Annotated in this window: 17 protein-coding genes; 6 read left to right on the top strand and 11 right to left on the bottom strand. The window is 38.0% G+C overall.

Annotated features, from left to right (window positions below):
- Positions 1 to 20: 20 nt before the first annotated feature.
- Positions 21 to 2,783 carry an SLBB domain-containing protein gene (locus CXF79_RS08190; RefSeq protein ID WP_101154613.1) on the bottom strand — a complete coding sequence of 921 codons (2,763 nt, stop codon included), beginning with the start codon at positions 2,781 to 2,783 and terminating at the stop codon, positions 21 to 23.
- A 380-nt stretch (positions 2,784 to 3,163) separates the two neighbouring features.
- On the opposite strand from CXF79_RS08190, the gene CXF79_RS08185 reads away from it, so the two are divergent.
- Complete coding sequence (locus tag CXF79_RS08185; protein ID WP_011044401.1) at positions 3,164 to 4,603, top strand: peptide MFS transporter; 1,440 nt, start codon at positions 3,164 to 3,166, stop codon at positions 4,601 to 4,603.
- A 154-nt stretch (positions 4,604 to 4,757) separates the two neighbouring features.
- Entirely contained in the window at positions 4,758 to 5,336 is a 579-nt protein-coding gene (locus CXF79_RS08180; RefSeq protein ID WP_101154612.1) for a 5-formyltetrahydrofolate cyclo-ligase, read from the top strand.
- Between the two features lie 160 nt (positions 5,337 to 5,496).
- Here the strand turns inward: CXF79_RS08180 and CXF79_RS08175 are convergent, their stop codons facing one another.
- Together CXF79_RS08175 and CXF79_RS08170 are read right to left on the bottom strand one after the other, a co-directional pair.
- Positions 5,497 to 6,393 carry a tRNA pseudouridine(65) synthase TruC gene (locus tag CXF79_RS08175; RefSeq protein WP_101154611.1) on the bottom strand — a complete coding sequence of 299 codons (897 nt, stop codon included), beginning with the start codon at positions 6,391 to 6,393 and terminating at the stop codon, positions 5,497 to 5,499.
- 11 nt (positions 6,394 to 6,404) lie between these two features.
- On the bottom strand, positions 6,405 to 6,743 hold the full coding sequence (locus CXF79_RS08170) for a YqcC family protein (RefSeq protein WP_232769120.1): 339 nt from the start codon (positions 6,741 to 6,743) through the stop codon (positions 6,405 to 6,407).
- 147 nt (positions 6,744 to 6,890) lie between these two features.
- Here CXF79_RS08170 and CXF79_RS08165 point away from each other — a divergent pair, with 147 nt between their 5' ends.
- The 3 genes from CXF79_RS08165 (at position 6,891) to CXF79_RS08155 (ending at position 9,543) form a co-directional block, all read left to right on the top strand.
- Entirely contained in the window at positions 6,891 to 7,943 is a 1,053-nt protein-coding gene (locus CXF79_RS08165; RefSeq protein ID WP_101154609.1) for a DUF3549 family protein, read from the top strand.
- Between the two features lie 28 nt (positions 7,944 to 7,971).
- Positions 7,972 to 8,274 carry a DUF3301 domain-containing protein gene (locus CXF79_RS08160; RefSeq protein ID WP_011044406.1) on the top strand — a complete coding sequence of 101 codons (303 nt, stop codon included), beginning with the start codon at positions 7,972 to 7,974 and terminating at the stop codon, positions 8,272 to 8,274.
- Positions 8,275 to 8,385: 111 nt separating this feature from the next.
- Positions 8,386 to 9,543: a hypothetical protein gene (locus tag CXF79_RS08155; RefSeq protein WP_232769119.1), complete on the top strand. Its 1,158-nt coding sequence runs from the start codon at positions 8,386 to 8,388 to the stop codon at positions 9,541 to 9,543.
- Positions 9,544 to 9,806: 263 nt separating this feature from the next.
- Here CXF79_RS08155 and CXF79_RS08150 read toward each other — a convergent pair whose 3' ends face one another.
- From CXF79_RS08150 to cobT, 6 genes are all read right to left on the bottom strand, one after another.
- Complete coding sequence (locus tag CXF79_RS08150; protein ID WP_011044408.1) at positions 9,807 to 10,223, bottom strand: putative zinc-binding protein; 417 nt, start codon at positions 10,221 to 10,223, stop codon at positions 9,807 to 9,809.
- A 146-nt stretch (positions 10,224 to 10,369) separates the two neighbouring features.
- Entirely contained in the window at positions 10,370 to 11,980 is a 1,611-nt protein-coding gene (locus CXF79_RS08145; RefSeq protein ID WP_101154607.1) for a cobyric acid synthase, read from the bottom strand.
- A complete protein-coding gene (locus tag CXF79_RS08140) occupies positions 11,970 to 12,803 on the bottom strand; it encodes a histidine phosphatase family protein (RefSeq protein WP_101154606.1) in 834 nt (277 codons plus the stop codon). The genes CXF79_RS08145 and CXF79_RS08140 overlap by 11 nt, the downstream gene beginning before the upstream one ends.
- Before the next feature lie 16 nt (positions 12,804 to 12,819).
- On the bottom strand, positions 12,820 to 13,380 hold the full coding sequence (cobU, locus tag CXF79_RS08135) for a bifunctional adenosylcobinamide kinase/adenosylcobinamide-phosphate guanylyltransferase (RefSeq protein WP_101154605.1): 561 nt from the start codon (positions 13,378 to 13,380) through the stop codon (positions 12,820 to 12,822).
- Positions 13,377 to 14,264: an adenosylcobinamide-GDP ribazoletransferase gene (locus CXF79_RS08130; RefSeq protein ID WP_101154604.1), complete on the bottom strand. Its 888-nt coding sequence runs from the start codon at positions 14,262 to 14,264 to the stop codon at positions 13,377 to 13,379. Before CXF79_RS08130 ends, cobU begins: the two co-directional genes overlap by 4 nt.
- Entirely contained in the window at positions 14,261 to 15,439 is a 1,179-nt protein-coding gene (cobT, locus tag CXF79_RS08125) for a nicotinate-nucleotide--dimethylbenzimidazole phosphoribosyltransferase (RefSeq protein ID WP_101154603.1), read from the bottom strand. The genes CXF79_RS08130 and cobT overlap by 4 nt, the downstream gene beginning before the upstream one ends.
- Positions 15,440 to 16,190: 751 nt before the next feature.
- Here cobT and CXF79_RS08120 point away from each other — a divergent pair.
- Complete coding sequence (locus tag CXF79_RS08120; RefSeq protein WP_101154602.1) at positions 16,191 to 16,739, top strand: hypothetical protein; 549 nt, start codon at positions 16,191 to 16,193, stop codon at positions 16,737 to 16,739.
- Between the two features lie 156 nt (positions 16,740 to 16,895).
- Here CXF79_RS08120 and CXF79_RS08115 read toward each other — a convergent pair whose 3' ends face one another.
- Together CXF79_RS08115 and CXF79_RS08110 are read right to left on the bottom strand one after the other, a co-directional pair.
- Complete coding sequence (locus tag CXF79_RS08115; RefSeq protein WP_101154601.1) at positions 16,896 to 18,023, bottom strand: PilT/PilU family type 4a pilus ATPase; 1,128 nt, start codon at positions 18,021 to 18,023, stop codon at positions 16,896 to 16,898.
- A 46-nt stretch (positions 18,024 to 18,069) separates the two neighbouring features.
- On the bottom strand, positions 18,070 to 19,113 hold the full coding sequence (locus CXF79_RS08110; protein WP_011044416.1) for a type IV pilus twitching motility protein PilT: 1,044 nt from the start codon (positions 19,111 to 19,113) through the stop codon (positions 18,070 to 18,072).
- Between the last annotated feature and the right edge of the window lie 76 nt (positions 19,114 to 19,189).

The following is a 19,189-nucleotide window of genomic DNA, read 5'->3' as shown; positions in this document are numbered from 1 at the left end:
ATTATCTATTACCGCTTTATTTAAATACCGCTGATGGCAGCAATTGCAACGGCCGAATTGTAGATTATGCCTGTTACACTGGTCCACAATGCTAAGTTGTTCATATACTCGGCATCAAGTGGTACAACGATGGTATCACCTGGTCTTAAGTTATCACCGGCATCACTGCTAAACCAATTACCACTTTCCATCATTTTAATACTACCATTGGCAGAAATAATATAAATTCTATCTTCATCTGCACGTTTTTTGCTACCACCACTTTGAGATAAATAATCATCTGCTGATAAATTAATATCGTATATATGTGATGAAGTCACTTGTACTTGGCCGACAACATTAATAGAGTTTTTCAAAGTAGGAACATATAACACATCGCCACCTTCAAGAAGCACATCATAGTTTTTATTATTGATAACTCTAGGTAAATCAAGTACTAGACGCCCAACGGGCTGTACATTAGCCATATCTGCTAACATTTGCTGTACTTCAGCATAAGATTGCGAATAGTTTGAATCAGACATGGACTTAGAGGCCATTTCTATACGCAGATCGGCAGTTAATTTTAATAAATTCTGTTGTTCAATTTCGCGTAATTGCACCCGGGTAAACACAGAGCCTTCTTGATGAGCAAATTTGGTAAAACCACCAGCCTTAGTTATTAAATCAGCCAAACTTTCACCGCGACGTACGGTATACTTACCAGGAAAGACAAATTCACCTCGAAGCTCAACAACGCTGTTTTCACTCCAAGCAGGGACTTGATGAATATTCAATCTATCTTTTGAGTTTAATATAACATTATCTTTTTCATCACCCGCGAGGGCAGCACTTAAGCTGAACATTATTGAATTTTGTTGTGCTCTATTATTAATAATTTGATTACGAGAAACCTCAGCACGTACCACATAAGCCGACTCGGTTAAGCCGCCTGCAGCAGCAATTAAATCGGATACACGGGCGTTTCTAGCTAAAGGATATATCCCTGGAAACTTCACTTCCCCGTCCGCTTCAACTAGTTGAATTGGTTGACCCGACTTACCTTGACGCTTTAATTTTTCAATAATAGGCATTAATAAACGTTGACGAGAGAAAAGCGTTAATTCTTTAGGATCAAGTTCGTCTTCTAATTCTCCACCACTAAATTGAGCTATAGATTGTTCAATTAATTTAGCTGCAGCAGCTTCTTCACTATCAAGTTGAGCGGCTTTATCACTATCACCATATTTCAACCAAAATTGTTTTTGTTTATATTTCTCTTTCGCTAACTCTTGTTCTTTTTTGGCAAGATTATCTTGAGTAAAAGCCAAAGAATCCAAGTTGATTTTACTGTCAATTAGTTTAATAACATTGGCAAAAACTAAAATTTTATCATTGCCTTGTAAAATAATATTATCTTTTGAATTTGGCGCTGAGATAGCTTTGGCTAAATCAAACTGTAAAACCTCAATGTTACGGGCAATATCGATTTCACGCACAACAATAGAATAATTAAGGTCGGCCGATTGTAATAAATGAGAGTCAATATTAGGGAATATATCGGTGATGCGCTGACCAGTTTGCCATTGGTATTTTCCAGGTCGAGTTACTGCACCGATAACAGTGATAGACTGTTCGAACATCTCAGCAGCCTTCATCACATAAACCGCATCGCCTGCTTGTGCTTTTTTAGCTAAATCATCTCTTTTAGTCAGGTCAATATTAACAACGGTGCGTAAGGAATCTTGATTATAACGTTCAACACGGGTTGTTTTAGCAAAGGCTGTAGGTAAAAGCCCACCGGACATAGCCAAAACATCATTAAAGTTTTCGTTTTGGCTTAATTCATAAATAGCTGGGCGTCGAACTTCACCTTCAACACTGATAGTATTGCCTTTAGGTGCAATGAAAATAACATCACCAGATTGCAATAAGACATCGCTACGTGAATCACCTTTAATCAACAAGTCATATAGATCTAGGGTGGTAACTAACTTACCAGCACGTTTAAGTTGTATATTACGTAAACTACCAATGTCACTAATGCCGCCTGCCGCAAAAATAGCATGGGTAATACTAGATAATGAACTTAAAGTATAAGGCCCTGGTTTATGAGCGTCACCTAAAACAAAAACACGCATAGAGCGCAAAGAAGCGATACCGACAACAACATCAACACCAATAACTTTTTCTTTAATTCGTGCGGTCAACAAACGCTTCATTTCATTAAATGATAAACCTGAAACAGTAAAAGGCCCGTGAGAAGGAAAAATAATTTGTCCCTCACGGTTTACCGTTAATTCAAGTTCATCTTTTTCTTTACCAAATACTTGAATAGAAATGTTATCACCTGGACCAATGATATAGTCTGCAGGAATAGCAATATCCATCATAGGGGCAAAGGTTTGCGGTGAATTAGCAAAAACATCGTAACCAAAAGGTTTGAGTTCATCGCTATTTTCTAGCTTCTCTAATTCTTCTTCAGAAGTAGGATTACCTTCAGCATCAAATTGAGTTCCGCGTGGGAAGGTTTCGGTATTATTTTTTTCTTCACTAGAGCCCCCTTTCGATAATTGACCTTTTATACTGTCTAGATCAACGCCCATGCTTTTAGCAAGCGCTTCTTGTTGCGAAGGAGGTAATTTTTTAAATTGCTCCATTTGCTGTTGGCTTATCTGATTTGCAGCAAGCGCTTTCAAAGGTAAATTAGCAAGGAGGAAAATCGATATCAGTAAAATACCAAATAAAGATTTTACAACATTAAAGTTGTTATTCTTAAACAAATTTTCAATAGCGGTTATCATTTTAACAAAGAGTTCCTATATGGCCCGTGCGTAATACATGTAAAGCGAAGGTTTCAATCTATCCCTGAATAATTCCAAGAACATAAAGCCAAGAACCCTAAGTTTAATCACTGAATTTAGTGACGACAAAGTTTACCAGCATATTGTTATGCAAACAATATGTTAACTAAGCTAGTCACCGTTATTATGGTGCTGTCATTCAGTAAGCACTAGGAAAGATTTCTCTACACCTCCCAAAGCACGGTATTCATTGATTTATACCAAAACTTGCCTTTATTTGTTCACACGGGTATAACACTATCTTTACTAAAAACTAAACTTAAAATGTTACGGTAAAAACTAACGCTAATGATTATAAAAATAAAATCTAGGATAATGATATGACTCAACCTAATGCAGGTACCTTGTTTGGCCACCCAAAAGGACTTTTCCTTTTATTTGGTACTGAAATGTGGGAACGTTTCGGTTATTACGGCATGCGTGCCCTATTGGTACTTTATCTTATTGCCTCTGTTCAAGACGGCGGTTTTGGCTGGACCAATCAAGAAGCGTTAAGGCTCTATGGCTTTTTCACTATGGCTGTTTATTTAACACCGGTAATAGGTGGCTGGTTAGCTGATAACTATATTGGTCAGCGTAAAGCAATTATCTGGGGCGGGATAATTTTTTCATTAGGTTATTTTACCCTAGGTATTCCAAAGTCAATGATTGTTGGCATGGAAGAAACGGTATTTTACCTTGGTTTAGCACTTATTATTACCGGTAATGGTTTATTTAAAGCCAATGTTTCTAGTTTGGTGGGCGAGCTTTATGACGATGGCGATCACAGACGTGATGCTGCTTTTACTATTTTTTATATGGGCATCAATTTAGGTGCTTTTTTAGCGCCAATAACTGTCGGTATATTAGGTGAGCAAGTTAACTGGCACTACGGCTTCATCTTAGCAGGTTGTGGTATGTTGATTGGTTTGGCCCTTCAGCTTACTTTAGCTAACAAATATTTAGGTGATATTGGCGTAGTTCCATCAGCTAAGCGCACTAAAGGTGAGCAAAAATCTCATGCACCATTAACGTCTCAAGATATGGACCGCATGAAAGTTATCTTGATTATGAGCATGTTCTCAGTTGTTTTCTGGGCAGGCTTTGAGCAAGCAGGTGGCTTATTCACTATCTATGCTTCTGACTTTACTGACCGTACTCTCTTTGGTTTTGAAATCGCTGCTTCTTCTTTTCAATCATTAAACGCTATGTTCATTATTTTATTAGCACCTTTTGTTGCCTCAGTTTGGGTTAAGATGGGTTCAAATGAACCGACTTCTCCGAAGAAATTTGCTTTGGCGATGTTGTTTTTAGCCTTAGGTTTCTTCGTTATGTTCTGGGCTACTATGGTTCAAGGTGGCGACGTTGCTGTTAAAGTGAGCATGTTGTTCCTTGTTTTTGCTTACCTATTTCATACCTTGGGTGAATTATGTTTATCACCAATTGGTTTATCGCTGGTAACGAAATTAGCCCCACTTAAATTTACATCATTATTAATGGGTATTTGGTTCTTCTTTACAGCCTTATCTAACTTCTTAGCCGCATTTATTGGTTCATTCGTTGGTGAAGGTGAAGAAATGGTTAATAATGCAGCAAACATCTTTATGGGTGTTGGTGTCGGTGCTTTAATTACCGGTCTTATCATCTACCTATCTGCTGGTAAGTTAGTTGAATGGATGCATGGTGCAGAAGGCGATATTCCTTCTAATTTAGAAGAGAAAATCGAACAAGAAATATCAGTTACCGGTACTCACGAAGGTGTTGCTGAAACCCATAACTAATTAGTTTATGTTACAGGTTACAGAATAATATTAAGCTGGGTGAGCAATCTCCCAGCTTTTTTTATATTTGAAAACAGACGTTAAAGCAGATGTTAATGTTCGTAATAATAGTCGATAATTAATAGCCGTTAACTATTTAATGATGACCCCTATAATGAATGCACGTTCACAATTGCGAAAAGAAATCAGACAACGCCGTAATGCACTAGCTGTAACGGAGCAATCTAATGCAGCGATAGCTTTGACAAAAAGGTTGTCTACTCATAGTCAGATCCTGCAAGCTAAACGTATCGCAATCTACTTAAGTAATGATGGCGAATTATCGACTGCAAACTTTATAGATTGGTGTTGGCAGAATAACAAAGAGGTGTACTTACCAGTAGTACATCCTTTCAGTAAGGGAAACTTACTATTCTTAGATTATCAAGAAGATACCGAGCTAATTAGCAACAGGTATGGCATTTTAGAGCCAAAATTAGATGTCACTATGGTTTGTCCACTAGATCAGCTTGATATTATTTGTACGCCTTTAGTCGCTTTTGATGACTCAGGCGCAAGGTTAGGCATGGGTGGTGGCTTTTATGACCGCAGCCTAGCTCACTGGCAACAAAATAAAACATACCCGCTCGGCTTAGCCCATGATTGCCAGCTGGTCGATACTGTGCCAGTAGAAGGTTGGGACATTCCCTTACCTGAAATAATTACGCCAAGTAAAAACTATCGATTTATTTAGCAATATCAGGAGGGAGTCGATATTTCATTCGTGCAAGTTAATAGCCAGTACACAAATTACAGCCCGACTATTTTTAGGCTTTACACTAGTTTTAGACTTTCCATTGGTCAATGCTGCATTTTAGCTAGCTAGGTTATTTGCAGTAACCAAAAGGGTTTTCCTAACTTAGTGGCCATTCAAATGTAGTAAAAACCTGCTGCCACTGTTCATCAAACGGTGCTGATATTTTAATTCTCTCGTTACTGATGGGATGATTAAATTCTAATGATTTTGCTATTAACATCAAACGCTTAAAACCAAAGTGTTCGATGAAAAATGGGTTTTGCTTGTTATCGCCGTAATTGATATCTCCCAGAATAGGATGACGTAAATGCGCTAAGTGACGACGAATTTGATGACGTCTGCCAGTAATAGGGCGTACTTCAATTAATGAATACCTCACACTATCAAACTTACCGACTTTTATTGGCACACTTGCTTGCTGCTTTACTTGATAATAACTCTGCGCCGATTGTGCAGGCTTGTCACGGCTAACATTTTTATCCCCCAATTTATCTAGCTTCTCTTTCAGTGGGTGATCGATTAAATCTGCCGGTACTGCCAAGTGACCACGTGCTAAGGCATAATAGGTTTTCACCATAACTAAATCCCTGCCATCGATATTTTTATCTGTAGTAAGTCCTTCGGACTGACCTTGCTGAGTATTATTCTGATCTTTCCCCTTAAGCTCAGTGTCAGAACTAAACTCAGCTTGGCTACTTTTATTGGCAAAAGCTTCACTTAGTTTAGTTGCTACGTCTTTAGTTAAAGCAAAAAGAAGTACACCCGAAGTTGGTCGGTCTAATCGATGAACGGGATAAACATATTGCCCTACTTGATCACGAACTAGCTGCAAAGCAAAATAAATTTCATCTTTATCCATATAACTTCGGTGAACAAATAACCCCGCAGGTTTATCAACCGCTACCATATACTCGTCTTGATAGAGGATATTAAGTACAGGTTTTTCCGGCTCTATATCCGTAGCAATTGCTAGCTCTAAAGTAGAGTTATTCATATCATTCACCTTTACTTACTTTGTTCTGTTAATGTTTTATCGATTTTTTGGATAACATCAATCAAAGGCTTAGCACTCGTTGATAAGTGTGTAAAAGCCTCTTCAGCCATTGGCGTTAAAGAAATCTTTGTCGGCAACGATTGTTGTTGATGTATCATCATAGTTATCTTAGGAATAAATATAAACTGTAACCATTGACCAAATGCTAAAGTATCACAGCAAAAAGGTGCGTTACTTGAAAGCTCTGTTGCACTTGGCTGCAGTGTTTGCCAAAGATTAAGTGATTTAAGCTCAAAAGCTAAGTCAGCCAGCAAAGTGCTGATATGTTGAGGGTCAGTTTTTATCATCATCTGTGATTATTTTAGGTCGGTTCTTTAAGGTGATTAGTCGAGGTCGATAATTACCAGTAAATTATCTCAGATAAATAATTTACTATGTTAATGGCGTCATTATCCTTATAATAACGCGCTATAACAAGCAGCAATATTTTTGACTTTATGACTGACACAGCACCAACAGCTAACATAGCTACCCTATCAGAATTACTTAAACTTTCAGGTTCACAATACCGCCTTTATGATATTGGTCGACTAGTTAGTAAATTACCTAAAGAGCAATTTGAAAAAGTTGAATTGAATCAATTGCCATACCCTACTCCTACTCAAGGGTGTGCTTGTATTGCTATAGCATTTTGGCAGAAACAATCTTCTCAGCCTTATTTATGGTTATTGAAATTACCACTTGATGAACGTGGTTTATTAAATCAAGGGGCAAGAAATCACTTTATTGCTATTATTGTTGAGGCTTTAGGCGCTGACTTAACTCAAGAAACCTCTAAAAAACAGGAAGAATTACTCAGCATTAATCCTTACCTTTTCACCCCAGCACAATATAAATTAGCTAGCTTAAACAGCAAAATAAAAGTGGATTTAAAACAGCAACCGAGTGCGTATTTCTCCCCTTTTAAAGAATATCTCAGCCATGGTTCTGATTGGGCTAATTGGCAAGGTGTCGGCGTACAAGGTATCACCGATTTTATCGCGAGAATTAAACATGATAATCATAGTGAGTTGTTACTCAAAGCGCTGCCGTACTTGCCTGATGAAGTACTATCTCCCGTTTGTAGCGCTTTAGAAAATGAGCAATATCCCGTCGCTTTAATTGACGCTTTGGTATCTGCATTAGAAAGTGCATTAATAATCCCTGATAATTCCGTAAAAGCGATGCAATTACTACGTTCACTAGCCGCTAATAGTGACCATATTCATGTGAGAAAAGTCGTAGGACAACTGTTGAGCAATCAAGAAGTCAGCAGCGAATTACTTATCACTTTGTCTGGTAGATGCTGGCAAGCGTTAGCTGATGAAAAAATGCTTATGTGTTATTTTGAACATTTACTCAGTAATAATGATTTACCCCTATTTTCTAGCATTTTTAAAGACTTAGTGACTATCCCATTAATTAGACCGGTTGCTTTCCAGTGTATTCGTAGTGAGGATCGCTCACCAGCATTAGCACAAGCCATTGGGCAATTATTTAGTCAAACTTAGTTATTATTAATTGTGGAAAGTATCATTTATGGAAAATATTTATTATTTATTACTCTTTTGTTTATTCTGCTGGTACTTTGTTTACTTAAGACAAGTCTCTGAAGCAGCTAAACGTCATATTCATCGTTACTGTAAAGACGGTGGTTTGCAGTTTATTTCACTCGCTAGACGCTCTAGTAGATTAAAGTTTACCAAGAAACACGGTCCTTGTATTTATAGCATTTTTGACTTTGATTTTAGTGGTGACGGTGAGTCTAACAATCAGGGCTGCTTAACACTTTATGGTTTAAAACTAGAAAAAATCGACTTACCCGCTTATCGAGTGAGTTAATACTGACCCAGAATAACCATTGTTATGGTTATTCTGGGTCATAAGTACCATCAACTAGTGTTATGCTATGAGCAATTAACACCTAGTGCAATTTATCTTTTTGGAGTTTTCGTGCCATTTTTACAAGCCGCTTTTTGTCTAAAAGGATTTGATGATCGTAATCGATTTTTTGCAACTTCAATACTTACTATTTTGGGCTTTATCTTTTGCTCTGCCATTTTATCTAATTATTTGGCAGTAAATTTTATCATGTTATTAATATTAACCGCTGTACTTACTTGCAGTGCAAAGCGCCGCTTACATGATGCTAAACTAAATAAAAATTGGCAATTGGTACCAGGCGGTCTGCTTCTACTTACTGGTGTTTTGAGCTTACTTCTTGAGAACAGCAGCAGTTATTATTTATTAATTTTACCGGTATTAAGTGCAGCCCTTCTCCTTACCTACCCTAGTAAAGGTGCAAAAGAAAAAAATAATTATATTTTGGGTTATTACGGTCCTGTTGACCTTAGTCGCTATAAACAAAAAACCGTCGTCATGAAAACTCATAATCAACGCATTGAGCCAACGTTAGCTGCTAATGGCGCTAGTGAACAGCTTTATGCATATGACACTATCGCTGAACAAAGTATTACACCTAACGACACATTTAATGATGAAATTGATCGTGAGGTTGATGGTAAACAAGCTGATATTGGCGAACTTATTCGCTTAAAATTCCTTGGTAACCGCAAAATACAGCTTGGGCTTATCGCCAGTGTCGCGTTAATTTTTATCGGTGTACTAGTTAATAGCGCAATTAATGCTATCCCCACAGAGCAGAATAATACTAACAACACCGAGTTGAGTGAGCCGCAAGTAGTATCTAACAATGTATCCGCTACCATTCTTGCCAATAAAAATCATTTGCTCGCGATGCCTGATAATTTCAATTTATACTTATCAGAGTACCAAGGCGTAATTATTCACTGGCAAGCCGATCAGGTTGCTAATGGCGAGCTATGGTCACAATTATCCACAAACGGTGATAAAAGTTGTCAAAGTATTAAGTTTAATAAGGGCTCTTCAATACGTCCTTTAACTGTATTGGTTGAAAATGGTAGTGAATATTTTGCTAGTTTTTCTCCTCTTGATAGTGGCGAGTTAATTCAAGCGCTAGCTTTTCGCGGTAAATTTTCGCTTTGTGGTTATAGCTTTTCTCTTAAAGGCAGCCAAGCGGTATTGGGTAAGCACAATCAATACGCACCTTTCTTAGAGCAAGACGCATAAATAAGTAATTTATTCTCAAAAATAGATACAAAAAAAGCTGCTCAATATTATTGGCAGCTTTTTTAATGTTCTTAAGGCTAAAAATAACTTTTAATAATACCATTTACATTAATTTAGTGATCTAAATTCAACGAGGATAAATCTTCAAGTTCAAGGCGCGTGATTGAGCAATAGCTGGCTATTGGGATTGAGCGCAACGCAGAAATTGTAGATGTAGACCATTTGAAGATGGGCAATTAATTAGTGTAATTGGTATAAAATACTTATTGAGTAAAGCCAATACCTGCTTCTATTAAACTCGCATAGACACTTTTCATTGCAACGGTGTTCTCGGTAAGAGAGTCATCCCACTTGTCACGCTTCTCGAATCCTAAATCACTAATTTTAAAATAGTGATCAGTTTTTATGCCACTTTTATCTAAACAAGCTTTTGTACAACCTAACGCACAACCATCAATGGCTATAATAGGTCGACCTGAATTAGCCATCGCCATAATAGGCTCTATTTTACCTACTACGCCAGCAACACAAGACATTTCAGCAATACCATCACCATCTAGGGTTAATGAAATATTATGCGCCATTTGTGCAAGGTTTGAGCACCCAGAACAAGAGTAAACTATTGGTTTACAATTTTTTTCGTCACTGATTATTTTCGATAATTTATGTACATTCGACATTTAAGTCACTCCTTAGCTACCTATAGTTACCTATAGTTACCTTACTAGCGCTGGTAACATGACCAATAGGAGTATTTTAACAAGTAAACATAACGACGAATTGATTTAGATCATTACAGTAAATAATACCCATGATATATCTGTGGTTATTTGTACCATTCTGTAACTATTTGTTTTATTTTCACCATATCTAAGTGTACTTGACAGGCTTTACTTACTCGCTCAATGGCCTGCTCTTCAAGTATTTCTATGCTGGGCGCTTTTTTTACATCATAACCAAGCCAATTCATAAAGAGCTGTAATGCCTCGGGTTGATCAAATAACCCATGTAGATAACAACCTGCTATCTGACCATCCTCACTTAATAATCCGTGTCCCTCACCTTCGACTGTCAATAAGTGAGATAATTTCTCTGTATCATTAATAAGTGTGCTCACACCGGCATGAATTTCATAACCACTAATATTGGCACTTTGTCGCGTCAACTCCAAGACACCTGAAACGTTAATTAAGGTTTTCTTCGAATCTAAAACGGTATTCATCGCAAAATAACTTAACCCTTCGCTTACCCCTGGTTGTCCTTCTAATCCTTCGGGGTCTGCAATCAACTCCCCTAACATTTGATAACCACCACAAACACCAATTACTTTGCCTTGATAGCGTAGGTGTTTGGCAATATCGTCATCCCAGCCTCGTAACCTTAAAAAATCAAGGTCACTACGGACATTTTTGCTACCGGGTAAAATAATAAGATCACACGCTGGAATAGCTATTTTTTCGGGATTAATCTCATCTTTCGAGCCCTTAGCAAAAAGGAACTGGCAATCAATCTCTTCATGATGGCGCAGAGCATCAAAGTCAGTATGATTACTCATATGTGGATAAACTAAAACTATAATACGCACTTTTGATGAAGTCGATGTTCCCTCAACCAGCGCCTGTTGTGTGACTAAGGCATCTTCAGAAGATATATCTAAGCCATGTAAATAAGGTAAAACCCCCAGCACAGGTTTATTGGTCTTTTCTTCTAACCATGTCAGCCCAGATTCAAGTAATTTAATGTCACCGCGAAAGCGATTAATCACAAAACCAACCACTCTGTCTTGCTCTGATTGTGACAGCAACATCAAGGTACCAACGAGCTGAGCAAAAACGCCCCCCTTATCAATATCAGCAATAATCAATACAGGACAATCAACGGCTTCGGCAAAGCCCATATTAGCAATATCACCCTTGCGTAAGTTTATTTCTGCTGGACTTCCTGCCCCCTCAACAACAACTAAATCGTACTGCTGTGTTAAGCGTTGATGTGAACTCAATACTGCTCGCATGGCCACTTTTTTATAATCTTGGTACTCACTAGCTTCCATATTCGACGATGACTTATGCATAAGTGCTTTACCGTGCACGATAACTTGCGCGCCAGTATCACTATTAGGTTTTAGCAAAATGGGATTGAAGTCTACATCTAACGCTAGACGCGCCGCTTTAGCTTGTAACGCTTGTGCTCGTCCTATTTCACCGCCGCATGGTGTCACGGCACTATTAAGCGCCATATTCTGTGGTTTAAAGGGTGCTACCTTAACCTGTAAATCAGCAAACACACGGCACAGCCCTGCCACGAGAGTCGTTTTTCCCGCATCAGACGTTGTTCCTTGTATCATCAAGGTTTTACATTGACTCGCTTTGCCTTGCCTAATTTGAGCTCCCTCAAAAGTACTCGGTGTAGAATGGCTGTTACTTTGCTTAGTGTTCATCTGATATTTCCTCAAGAAACGGCATAGCAATGGTCGTCACTTGTTGGGTTAATTGTTGGTACTGTACTTGGTCTTTGGTTTGAGTTTGCTTTACGGCTTGATCTAGTTGTTTATCTTGATAAGGCTGACTAATCAAAATACGGGAAATACTGCCATGACCAATCTGTAGTTTTTGATGCCAGCTGGCTTGTTGCCAATCTAGCGCTAATATATGCGCTAAGATCATGCGAATTACGCCACCATGAGCAACAACTAAAATTCGCTTAGCTTTTTGATATTCTTTTTTCCCCTGCCCTTGTTCTAGTTGGAGACTTTCTTTTTGCTTAGTGGCAATGCTGACTTGCTGTACTATCAGCTTTTTCCAAGCCAGTTTCACGCGAAGATGAAAATCAGGCAACGCTTCAGCTTGTGGTAATACAATGTTTGCAGGTGCCTGAAAAAAGCCTTCAAGTTGTGACCAATGCAGTTGAGTTTTCTCTACACCATCTTGTTCAGTTTCAACAACACTACCTTCGAAAACACTTTCTTCGAACAGAAGATCATCAAAAGGCACACCATCAAAACTGCCGAAGTTCATCTCTTGTAACTCAGGTGATATTTCTAAGGATAATTGGCCTAACTGTGAAAATTCTCTTGCTAGGTTTTGGCAACGTATCAACGGAGAAGAAATAACTCCTTGATAGGCGTTAGAGGTTTTTTGTTGTGCCAGTAAACGTCCAAGCAAACGCGCATTTTCTGCCGCGATAGGGGCAACGTTAGTAGAGCCGTATAAGGCTGGCTTGCCCAACACTTTAACATGTCTTATTAAGTCAATTTCAAGCATATTGAAAGCTCACTACTTACACATCATTACTTTTTATACAAAGCGGGATACCCGCGGTAACCAAGGTGACTTTATCTGAAACTTCTGCAACTTTCTGGTTTAACCAGCCACAATAATCAACATATAATCGGGTAGATTCCCCCATGGGTATTACACCTAACCCTATCTCATTACTAACAATAATAATGTCAGCATTTACTGAGGCTAAGCCCGTGGCTAATTTGTCTATTTCAGTTTGTAAATGTTGGGATTGCTGATCACGATTCTCTTCATGAACCGCATAAAGTTGATTGTTTAACCACAGCGTTAAGCAATCCAGCAAGTAGACATTATTGTTATCAAGATCACTCAATGTTTCTGCGAGGGCTAATGGGCATTCAATTAATTGCCAACTTTCACCCCGAGCACCTCTATCACTTTGATGTTGGGCTATTCTATTGTCCATTTCTGGATCAATGGCGGTTGCTGTTGCAATATAAACCGCTTGTTTTCCCTGCTTTACTGATAACTCGCGTGTCTGTTGCTCGGCAAATCGAGACTTGCCCGATCTAGCTCCACCTAAAACAAGATGAATCATCCGACTATTCCCATAAAGTTATGCTCCATAAAACTATTTCCCAAAAAACTATACCCTGTAAAAACAAGTCCTATGAATACGTCTTTATCAATATAAGAAACAAGCGTTAAATAAATAAGTAACTCAGAGAGTTGCTGCCCAGCACCTAAACAGTCACCGGTAAAACCACCTATTCTCGCCATAAGCCATTGCTTAAAAAGCCAACGAAACAACACTAAAACGATCAACAACGAGAAAATCACTTCACTAGAATAAAAAATGAGCGGAGCTAAACCTATCAAGAGCAAAATAGTTAATTCTGATGAGGATTGTGCTTGGGCTAATGGTTTACTCTTACTTTGTTCAATATCACTTACATAGGGCATAGATGAGATTAAGCTGCCAGCAACCGCTCGGGATAAAACCTCTGCTAATATAATAGCTAAAAGTAAGTGATTACTATCTTGCTCAGCTAGGTTTACCAGTAATGTAAATTTTAATGATAAAGCCATCACTAAGGTAACGGCACCATAAGTGCCGATACGACTATCTTTCATAATAGTCAGTCGTTTTTCTATGGTGAAAGCACCACCGATACCGTCAGCCATATCAGCTAAACCATCCTCATGAAAAGCGCCTGTTAATAACAAGCTTATCGTCATAGTTAACAATATAGATATATTGGCGGGTAAAAAGGTACTAAAACAGACATAACTTAACGCGAGCAGTAAACCAGTGACTAAGCCTACTAAGGAGAAGAATCGATTAGCTTTATTTAATAATGCTTCTGAATAATGCATGGTTTTAGGAACAGGCAAACGAGTAAAGAAGCTTAACGCCAAATAAAATAAATTCAGCTGCGCAGCTACTTTATTTTTTAGCGGCTCATTCACTGATACACTCATACCGTAACACCTGCACTTTCAAAGCTGGCCATATTATTATAAAAACTTGCAGAGGCTTTTATTAAAGGCAAAGCAAGTGCTGCACCTGTGCCCTCTCCTAAGCGAAGACCTAGATTCAATAAAGGTTGGCTGCTTGACACATTAAATGTTTGCGCCGAGATCAGTTCTTCAAGCAATTTTTGGTGGGCATTTTCTTGAGAAACGTGAGAGAAGATTAAATAGTTGGCCACATCTTTATCTAAGCGCAGTGCAACTAAAGCAGCGACACTGACAATAAAGCCATCAATGACAACCGGTATGCTAGCCGACGCCGCTGATAAGACAGCAGAGACCATTTGAACTATCTCAAAACCACCTAACTCAGATAACAGTAATATAATCTCATCTTGAGTTAAATTTTCAACATTATTCTCTGATACTTTAACGCGTTGAAGTGCGCTTTCGATTAAGGCTATTTTTTTCTCTAATTGCTCATCAGTAATACCGGTACCTCGACCAACACACTCTGGAACACTAGATAAAGTTAAAGCCGACATCAATGCAGCAGCTGAACTAGTATTAGCAATGCCCATTTCACCTAATAACAATATTTCAGCACCCTGCTCAACTTGTACATCAACCAGTTGTCTTGCATAGTCGAATCCTTGTTCTACTTCCATGATAGACATAGCGCTTTCAACTGAGAAATCATTTGTTCCTGCGCCAAGTCGTTGCTCAATAAAGCTAACACTATTCATTGTTTTGCTTGCAACTTGAGGGACTTCATCAGCGGAAATAGGCTGTAATATACCGCAGTCGACCACAGTTAAAGCGATATCATTACTTTGACAAAAACAATTTATCGCGGCACCACCCCGTAAAAAATTGAGTACCATCTGTTTAGTAACTGCACTGGGCGCAATACTGACATTATTATCATTAATACCGTGGTCACCGGCAAAAACTAACATAGCAGGATTATTTATACTGATTTGACCAGAACTATTAAGCTCAGAATGACTAAAGTCGGAGTTATTACAACCTGAGATTTTTTGATGCCTGTGTTCAGTAATCAAAGCAAGTTGCAGCGCCAAAGGCTCTAGTGCCCCTAATGCACCTAATGGTTTAGTTTTGTTATCAATTTGGGCTTGTATGAGTTCTATACTTTTTGTATTTAAAGGCGTGATAGGGATCATTGGGATAGTCTAAATAGTTGTTGGATATAGAAAAATAATGGCAGTATTTTAAGCTATTTAAATCACTAAAAATATAACTCTTTTTCACTATGATATGCAGTTATACCCATGATACTTCAGGATGCGAGTTTCAGGGTGCCTGAGCTATTCATAATCAAGTCGCATCTTTTTATTAAGGGTGGTTCCCTTAAAAACAGATGCAACGAAACGCATGAATAGCTCAAACATCCCCGAAGGACTGGTTTAGAAACGCTTTTTGCCACGTTATTGATTTCGATAAGGACGCTACATGGATGGTATTCTTAGAGAATGCAGGAGCATATTCTCCGAACAACCATTCTGTTCAATCAATGCCTTGCCTAAAGGCGTTTCTAATTCCAGCTGAATCCTGCATCCTGAGATAACATGGGTATAAACACATCACAATTTTATAACATAGGATGTTAATGTTTTACCTAGAAACATTTACACAGATGTTAACTAGGAAAAACGGTTAAAACTCTGTACCATCAGTACTAGAAAGTATTTATACCAATCAAACAAATACCAATTGCACTAAATAATTGATCATTTTCAAGAGGTCTAAATATCCAATAACATTGTTGCTTTCAATCCCAATAGCCAGCTATTACTCAATCAAGCGCCTTGTTCTTGCAAATTTATCCTCACTGAATTATGTAACCTTAATTAATACAAGTGGTATTACTTATTGGTATTACCTTAAAATTTTACGTCAGGCTGATATAGTTTTATGAAAAAATATGCAAAATATACCCTTATCCTTTCTAGCATTTTATTAACAAGTTGCGTTAATCAAAATACAAAAATTGCCACAAACATCATGCCCACCACTAATGCTTGTACTAAACTCGATTTACTTAAGAGTGCTTATTATGATGATTTTTCTTCATTAAAAGAGATTAAGATTTCAGGGAGAGCCAGTAATATATGGAAAGCTAAATATCAGCTCTTTGGTGAAAACTGCCAGGTGTTTTCATGGGGTGGAAAACAGCATACCTATTCTTGCAATTTAGTAGCGCCGAATGAAGAAACGGCTAAAAGCTATTACCAAAGTGCTAAAAGAGTCACTCAAGAGTGTTTAGGTGAACAATGGCAGTTGGAAGAAAGTAAAAGAAAACATGACGATGGTATGAAAACAACCTTTACCAACCATGATGCTAAACCGAATGAGAAAGTGACTTTTTCAACGCACTTAGTACCTACTTCAGGTTTATTTTCCACAACATGGACAATTTACTATTATGTTGGTAATAGCTCAAAGCCAAATAATAATAAGTAATCATGAATTTTATTTTAAAACGTAGGTTAATGATTATCTAAAGATACTCTATGATATAAGCATACGTATTTCATAGAGTAAAAAGCTGATATTTACCTAAGTTATACTGGGGAAATATCAGCTTTTTTCATTCAGAATCTAAAAACTTACTCGTTTCTAGTTATCTGTAGAGTCGAAGCCATCTAATGTGACACCTGATAAGCCGCCTGTACCACCCTGCTCATTACTGCGCAATTTAATCATTAAACGTAAATCATTCGGCGAGTCCGCATGATGTAACGCATCCGCATAAGTAATCATACCCTGTTGGTAATGGTTGAATAATGCTTGGTCAAACGTTTGCATGCCTAATTCATTTGATTTTTCCATCACCTCTTTAATACCACCAATATCACCTTTTTTAATGAGTTCACTAATATAAGGAGAATTTAGTAATACTTCGATGGCGGCTACTCGGCTATGACCATCTTTTGTTGGTACCAGTTGCTGGGCAATAATGCCGCGAAGATTTAACGCTAAATCAAATAACAACTTTCCATGCTGGTCTGCTGGTACCAGATGCATAATACGGTCAATAGCTTGGTTGGCGTTGTTTGCATGCAAGGTAGCTATACATAAATGCCCCGTTTCTGCAAAACTAAGCGCATGCTCCATTATCTCTTGGTTTCGAATCTCACCAATTAAAATGACATCAGGTGCTTGGCGTAATGAGCTTTGCAGTGCCGCATCAAAGGATACAGTATCTAAGCCAACTTCACGCTGAGTGACCATACTCTTTCCGTGCTCATGAACAAACTCCACTGGGTCTTCAATAGTAAGAATATGCCCACAAGAGTTACGGTTACGATAACCTATCAATGAAGCCATCGATGTCGATTTACCAGTACCGGTACCACCCACAAAAAGCACTAAACCACGTTTAGACATAACCACATCTTTTAAAATCGGAGGTAAGCCTAAATCATCAACATCAGGAATATCTGTAACAATACGACGAACAACCATGCCCGCCATATCTCGTTGCCAAAAAGCAGAAATACGAAAACGACCGATGTCATCAATTTGAATGGCAAAATTACATTCTTTTTCAGTATCAAATTGATTTTTTTGCTTCTCATTCATGGAGTCATAAACTAAAGCTAATGACTGTTCAGCAGTCAGTACCACGTCATCTATAGGCTGTAAATCACCATTTATTTTAGCGCTCACTGGTAATTTTGCCGTAACGAACATATCTGAGGCGTCTTGCTTTACCATCCTTTCTAATAATTCATGAAGCTTCATTTATTACCCTCTATTCCTGTCAGTTCTACATTTACAAAACACCATGTTAAAAGCCTGAAAATTGATTTTTATCAACTGCTTTTTCCATCGCATCTTGTTTAGTTATCATGCCTCTGTTAACAAGGCCCTGTAGACATTGATCCATAGTCTGCATGCCATGTTGCATACCTGTTTGAATCGCTGAGTACATTTGGGCAATTTTATCTTCACGAATAAGGTTTCGAATAGCGGGAACCCCAATCATAATTTCATGAGCAGCTACTCGACCACCACCGACTCTTTTAATTAGGCATTGTGAAATTACCGCGCGAAGTGACTCTGACAGCATAGAGCGAACCATAGATTTTTCTTCGCCTGGAAATACATCAATAATACGATCAATAGTTTTTGGTGCTGAGGTTGTATGCAAGGTGCCAAAGACTAAATGGCCTGTTTCTGCTGCTGTCATAGCTAAGCGAATCGTTTCTAAATCTCGCATTTCACCGACTAGGATCACATCTGGATCTTCACGCAAGGCTGAACGTAATGCAGCTGAAAAGCTTAACGTATCTCGGTGAACTTCACGCTGATTAATAAGACACTTTTTATTTTCATGTACAAATTCTATTGGATCTTCAATGGTGAGAATATGATCGTGTTTATGATCATTAATATAATCAACCATCGCAGCTAACGTGGTTGATTTTCCTGAGCCGGTAGGCCCAGTAACTAACACCAAGCCACGTGGTGTATCTGATATTTCACGAAATATTTCAGGACATCCTAAATCATCAAGTGAAAGAATTTTACTTGGGATTGTACGAAATACAGCTGCAGGGCCTCTATTTTGATTAAAAGCATTAACCCTGAAACGTGCTAAATTTGGTACTTCAAATGAGAAATCGACTTCTAGATTTTCTTCATATTCTTTACGCTGACGATCATTCATAATGTCATAAACTAACGCATTAACATCTTTGCCATCAAAGGCTGGAATATTCAGTTTACGTACGTCACCATCAACACGAATAGCAGGCGGTGTACCTGTTGATAAATGTAAATCTGATGCGTTATGCTCCACACTAAATGCGAGTAGTTCGGTAATATCCATAAAAGCCTCTTTTTATAAAGTGATAAAAAATAATAATATTATCTTTTATCGGTAATAATTTAATAGGTTATACTAA

This window comes from Colwellia sp. Bg11-28 (assembly GCF_002836245.1).
GTDB lineage: Bacteria > Pseudomonadota > Gammaproteobacteria > Enterobacterales > Alteromonadaceae > Colwellia > Colwellia psychrerythraea_A.
This window is presented reverse-complemented; position numbering and strand designations above follow the sequence as displayed.

What these genes read in the sequence shown, in the direction of transcription:
- CXF79_RS08190 (WP_101154613.1), bottom strand. Translation starts at nt 2,783, where the DNA reads ATGATAACCGCTATTGAAAATTTGTTTAAGAATAACAACTTTAATGTT.
- CXF79_RS08185 (WP_011044401.1), top strand. Translation starts at nt 3,164, where the DNA reads ATGACTCAACCTAATGCAGGTACCTTGTTTGGCCACCCAAAAGGACTT.
- CXF79_RS08180 (WP_101154612.1), top strand. Translation starts at nt 4,758, where the DNA reads ATGAATGCACGTTCACAATTGCGAAAAGAAATCAGACAACGCCGTAAT.
- CXF79_RS08175 (WP_101154611.1), bottom strand. Translation starts at nt 6,393, where the DNA reads ATGAATAACTCTACTTTAGAGCTAGCAATTGCTACGGATATAGAGCCG.
- CXF79_RS08170 (WP_232769120.1), bottom strand. Translation starts at nt 6,743, where the DNA reads ATGATGATAAAAACTGACCCTCAACATATCAGCACTTTGCTGGCTGAC.
- CXF79_RS08165 (WP_101154609.1), top strand. Translation starts at nt 6,891, where the DNA reads ATGACTGACACAGCACCAACAGCTAACATAGCTACCCTATCAGAATTA.
- CXF79_RS08160 (WP_011044406.1), top strand. Translation starts at nt 7,972, where the DNA reads ATGGAAAATATTTATTATTTATTACTCTTTTGTTTATTCTGCTGGTAC.
- CXF79_RS08150 (WP_011044408.1), bottom strand. Translation starts at nt 10,223, where the DNA reads ATGTCGAATGTACATAAATTATCGAAAATAATCAGTGACGAAAAAAAT.
- CXF79_RS08145 (WP_101154607.1), bottom strand. Translation starts at nt 11,980, where the DNA reads ATGAACACTAAGCAAAGTAACAGCCATTCTACACCGAGTACTTTTGAG.
- CXF79_RS08140 (WP_101154606.1), bottom strand. Translation starts at nt 12,803, where the DNA reads ATGCTTGAAATTGACTTAATAAGACATGTTAAAGTGTTGGGCAAGCCA.
- cobU (WP_101154605.1), bottom strand. Translation starts at nt 13,380, where the DNA reads ATGATTCATCTTGTTTTAGGTGGAGCTAGATCGGGCAAGTCTCGATTT.
- CXF79_RS08130 (WP_101154604.1), bottom strand. Translation starts at nt 14,264, where the DNA reads ATGAGTGTATCAGTGAATGAGCCGCTAAAAAATAAAGTAGCTGCGCAG.
- cobT (WP_101154603.1), bottom strand. Translation starts at nt 15,439, where the DNA reads ATGATCCCTATCACGCCTTTAAATACAAAAAGTATAGAACTCATACAA.
- CXF79_RS08120 (WP_101154602.1), top strand. Translation starts at nt 16,191, where the DNA reads ATGAAAAAATATGCAAAATATACCCTTATCCTTTCTAGCATTTTATTA.
- CXF79_RS08115 (WP_101154601.1), bottom strand. Translation starts at nt 18,023, where the DNA reads ATGAAGCTTCATGAATTATTAGAAAGGATGGTAAAGCAAGACGCCTCA.
- CXF79_RS08110 (WP_011044416.1), bottom strand. Translation starts at nt 19,113, where the DNA reads ATGGATATTACCGAACTACTCGCATTTAGTGTGGAGCATAACGCATCA.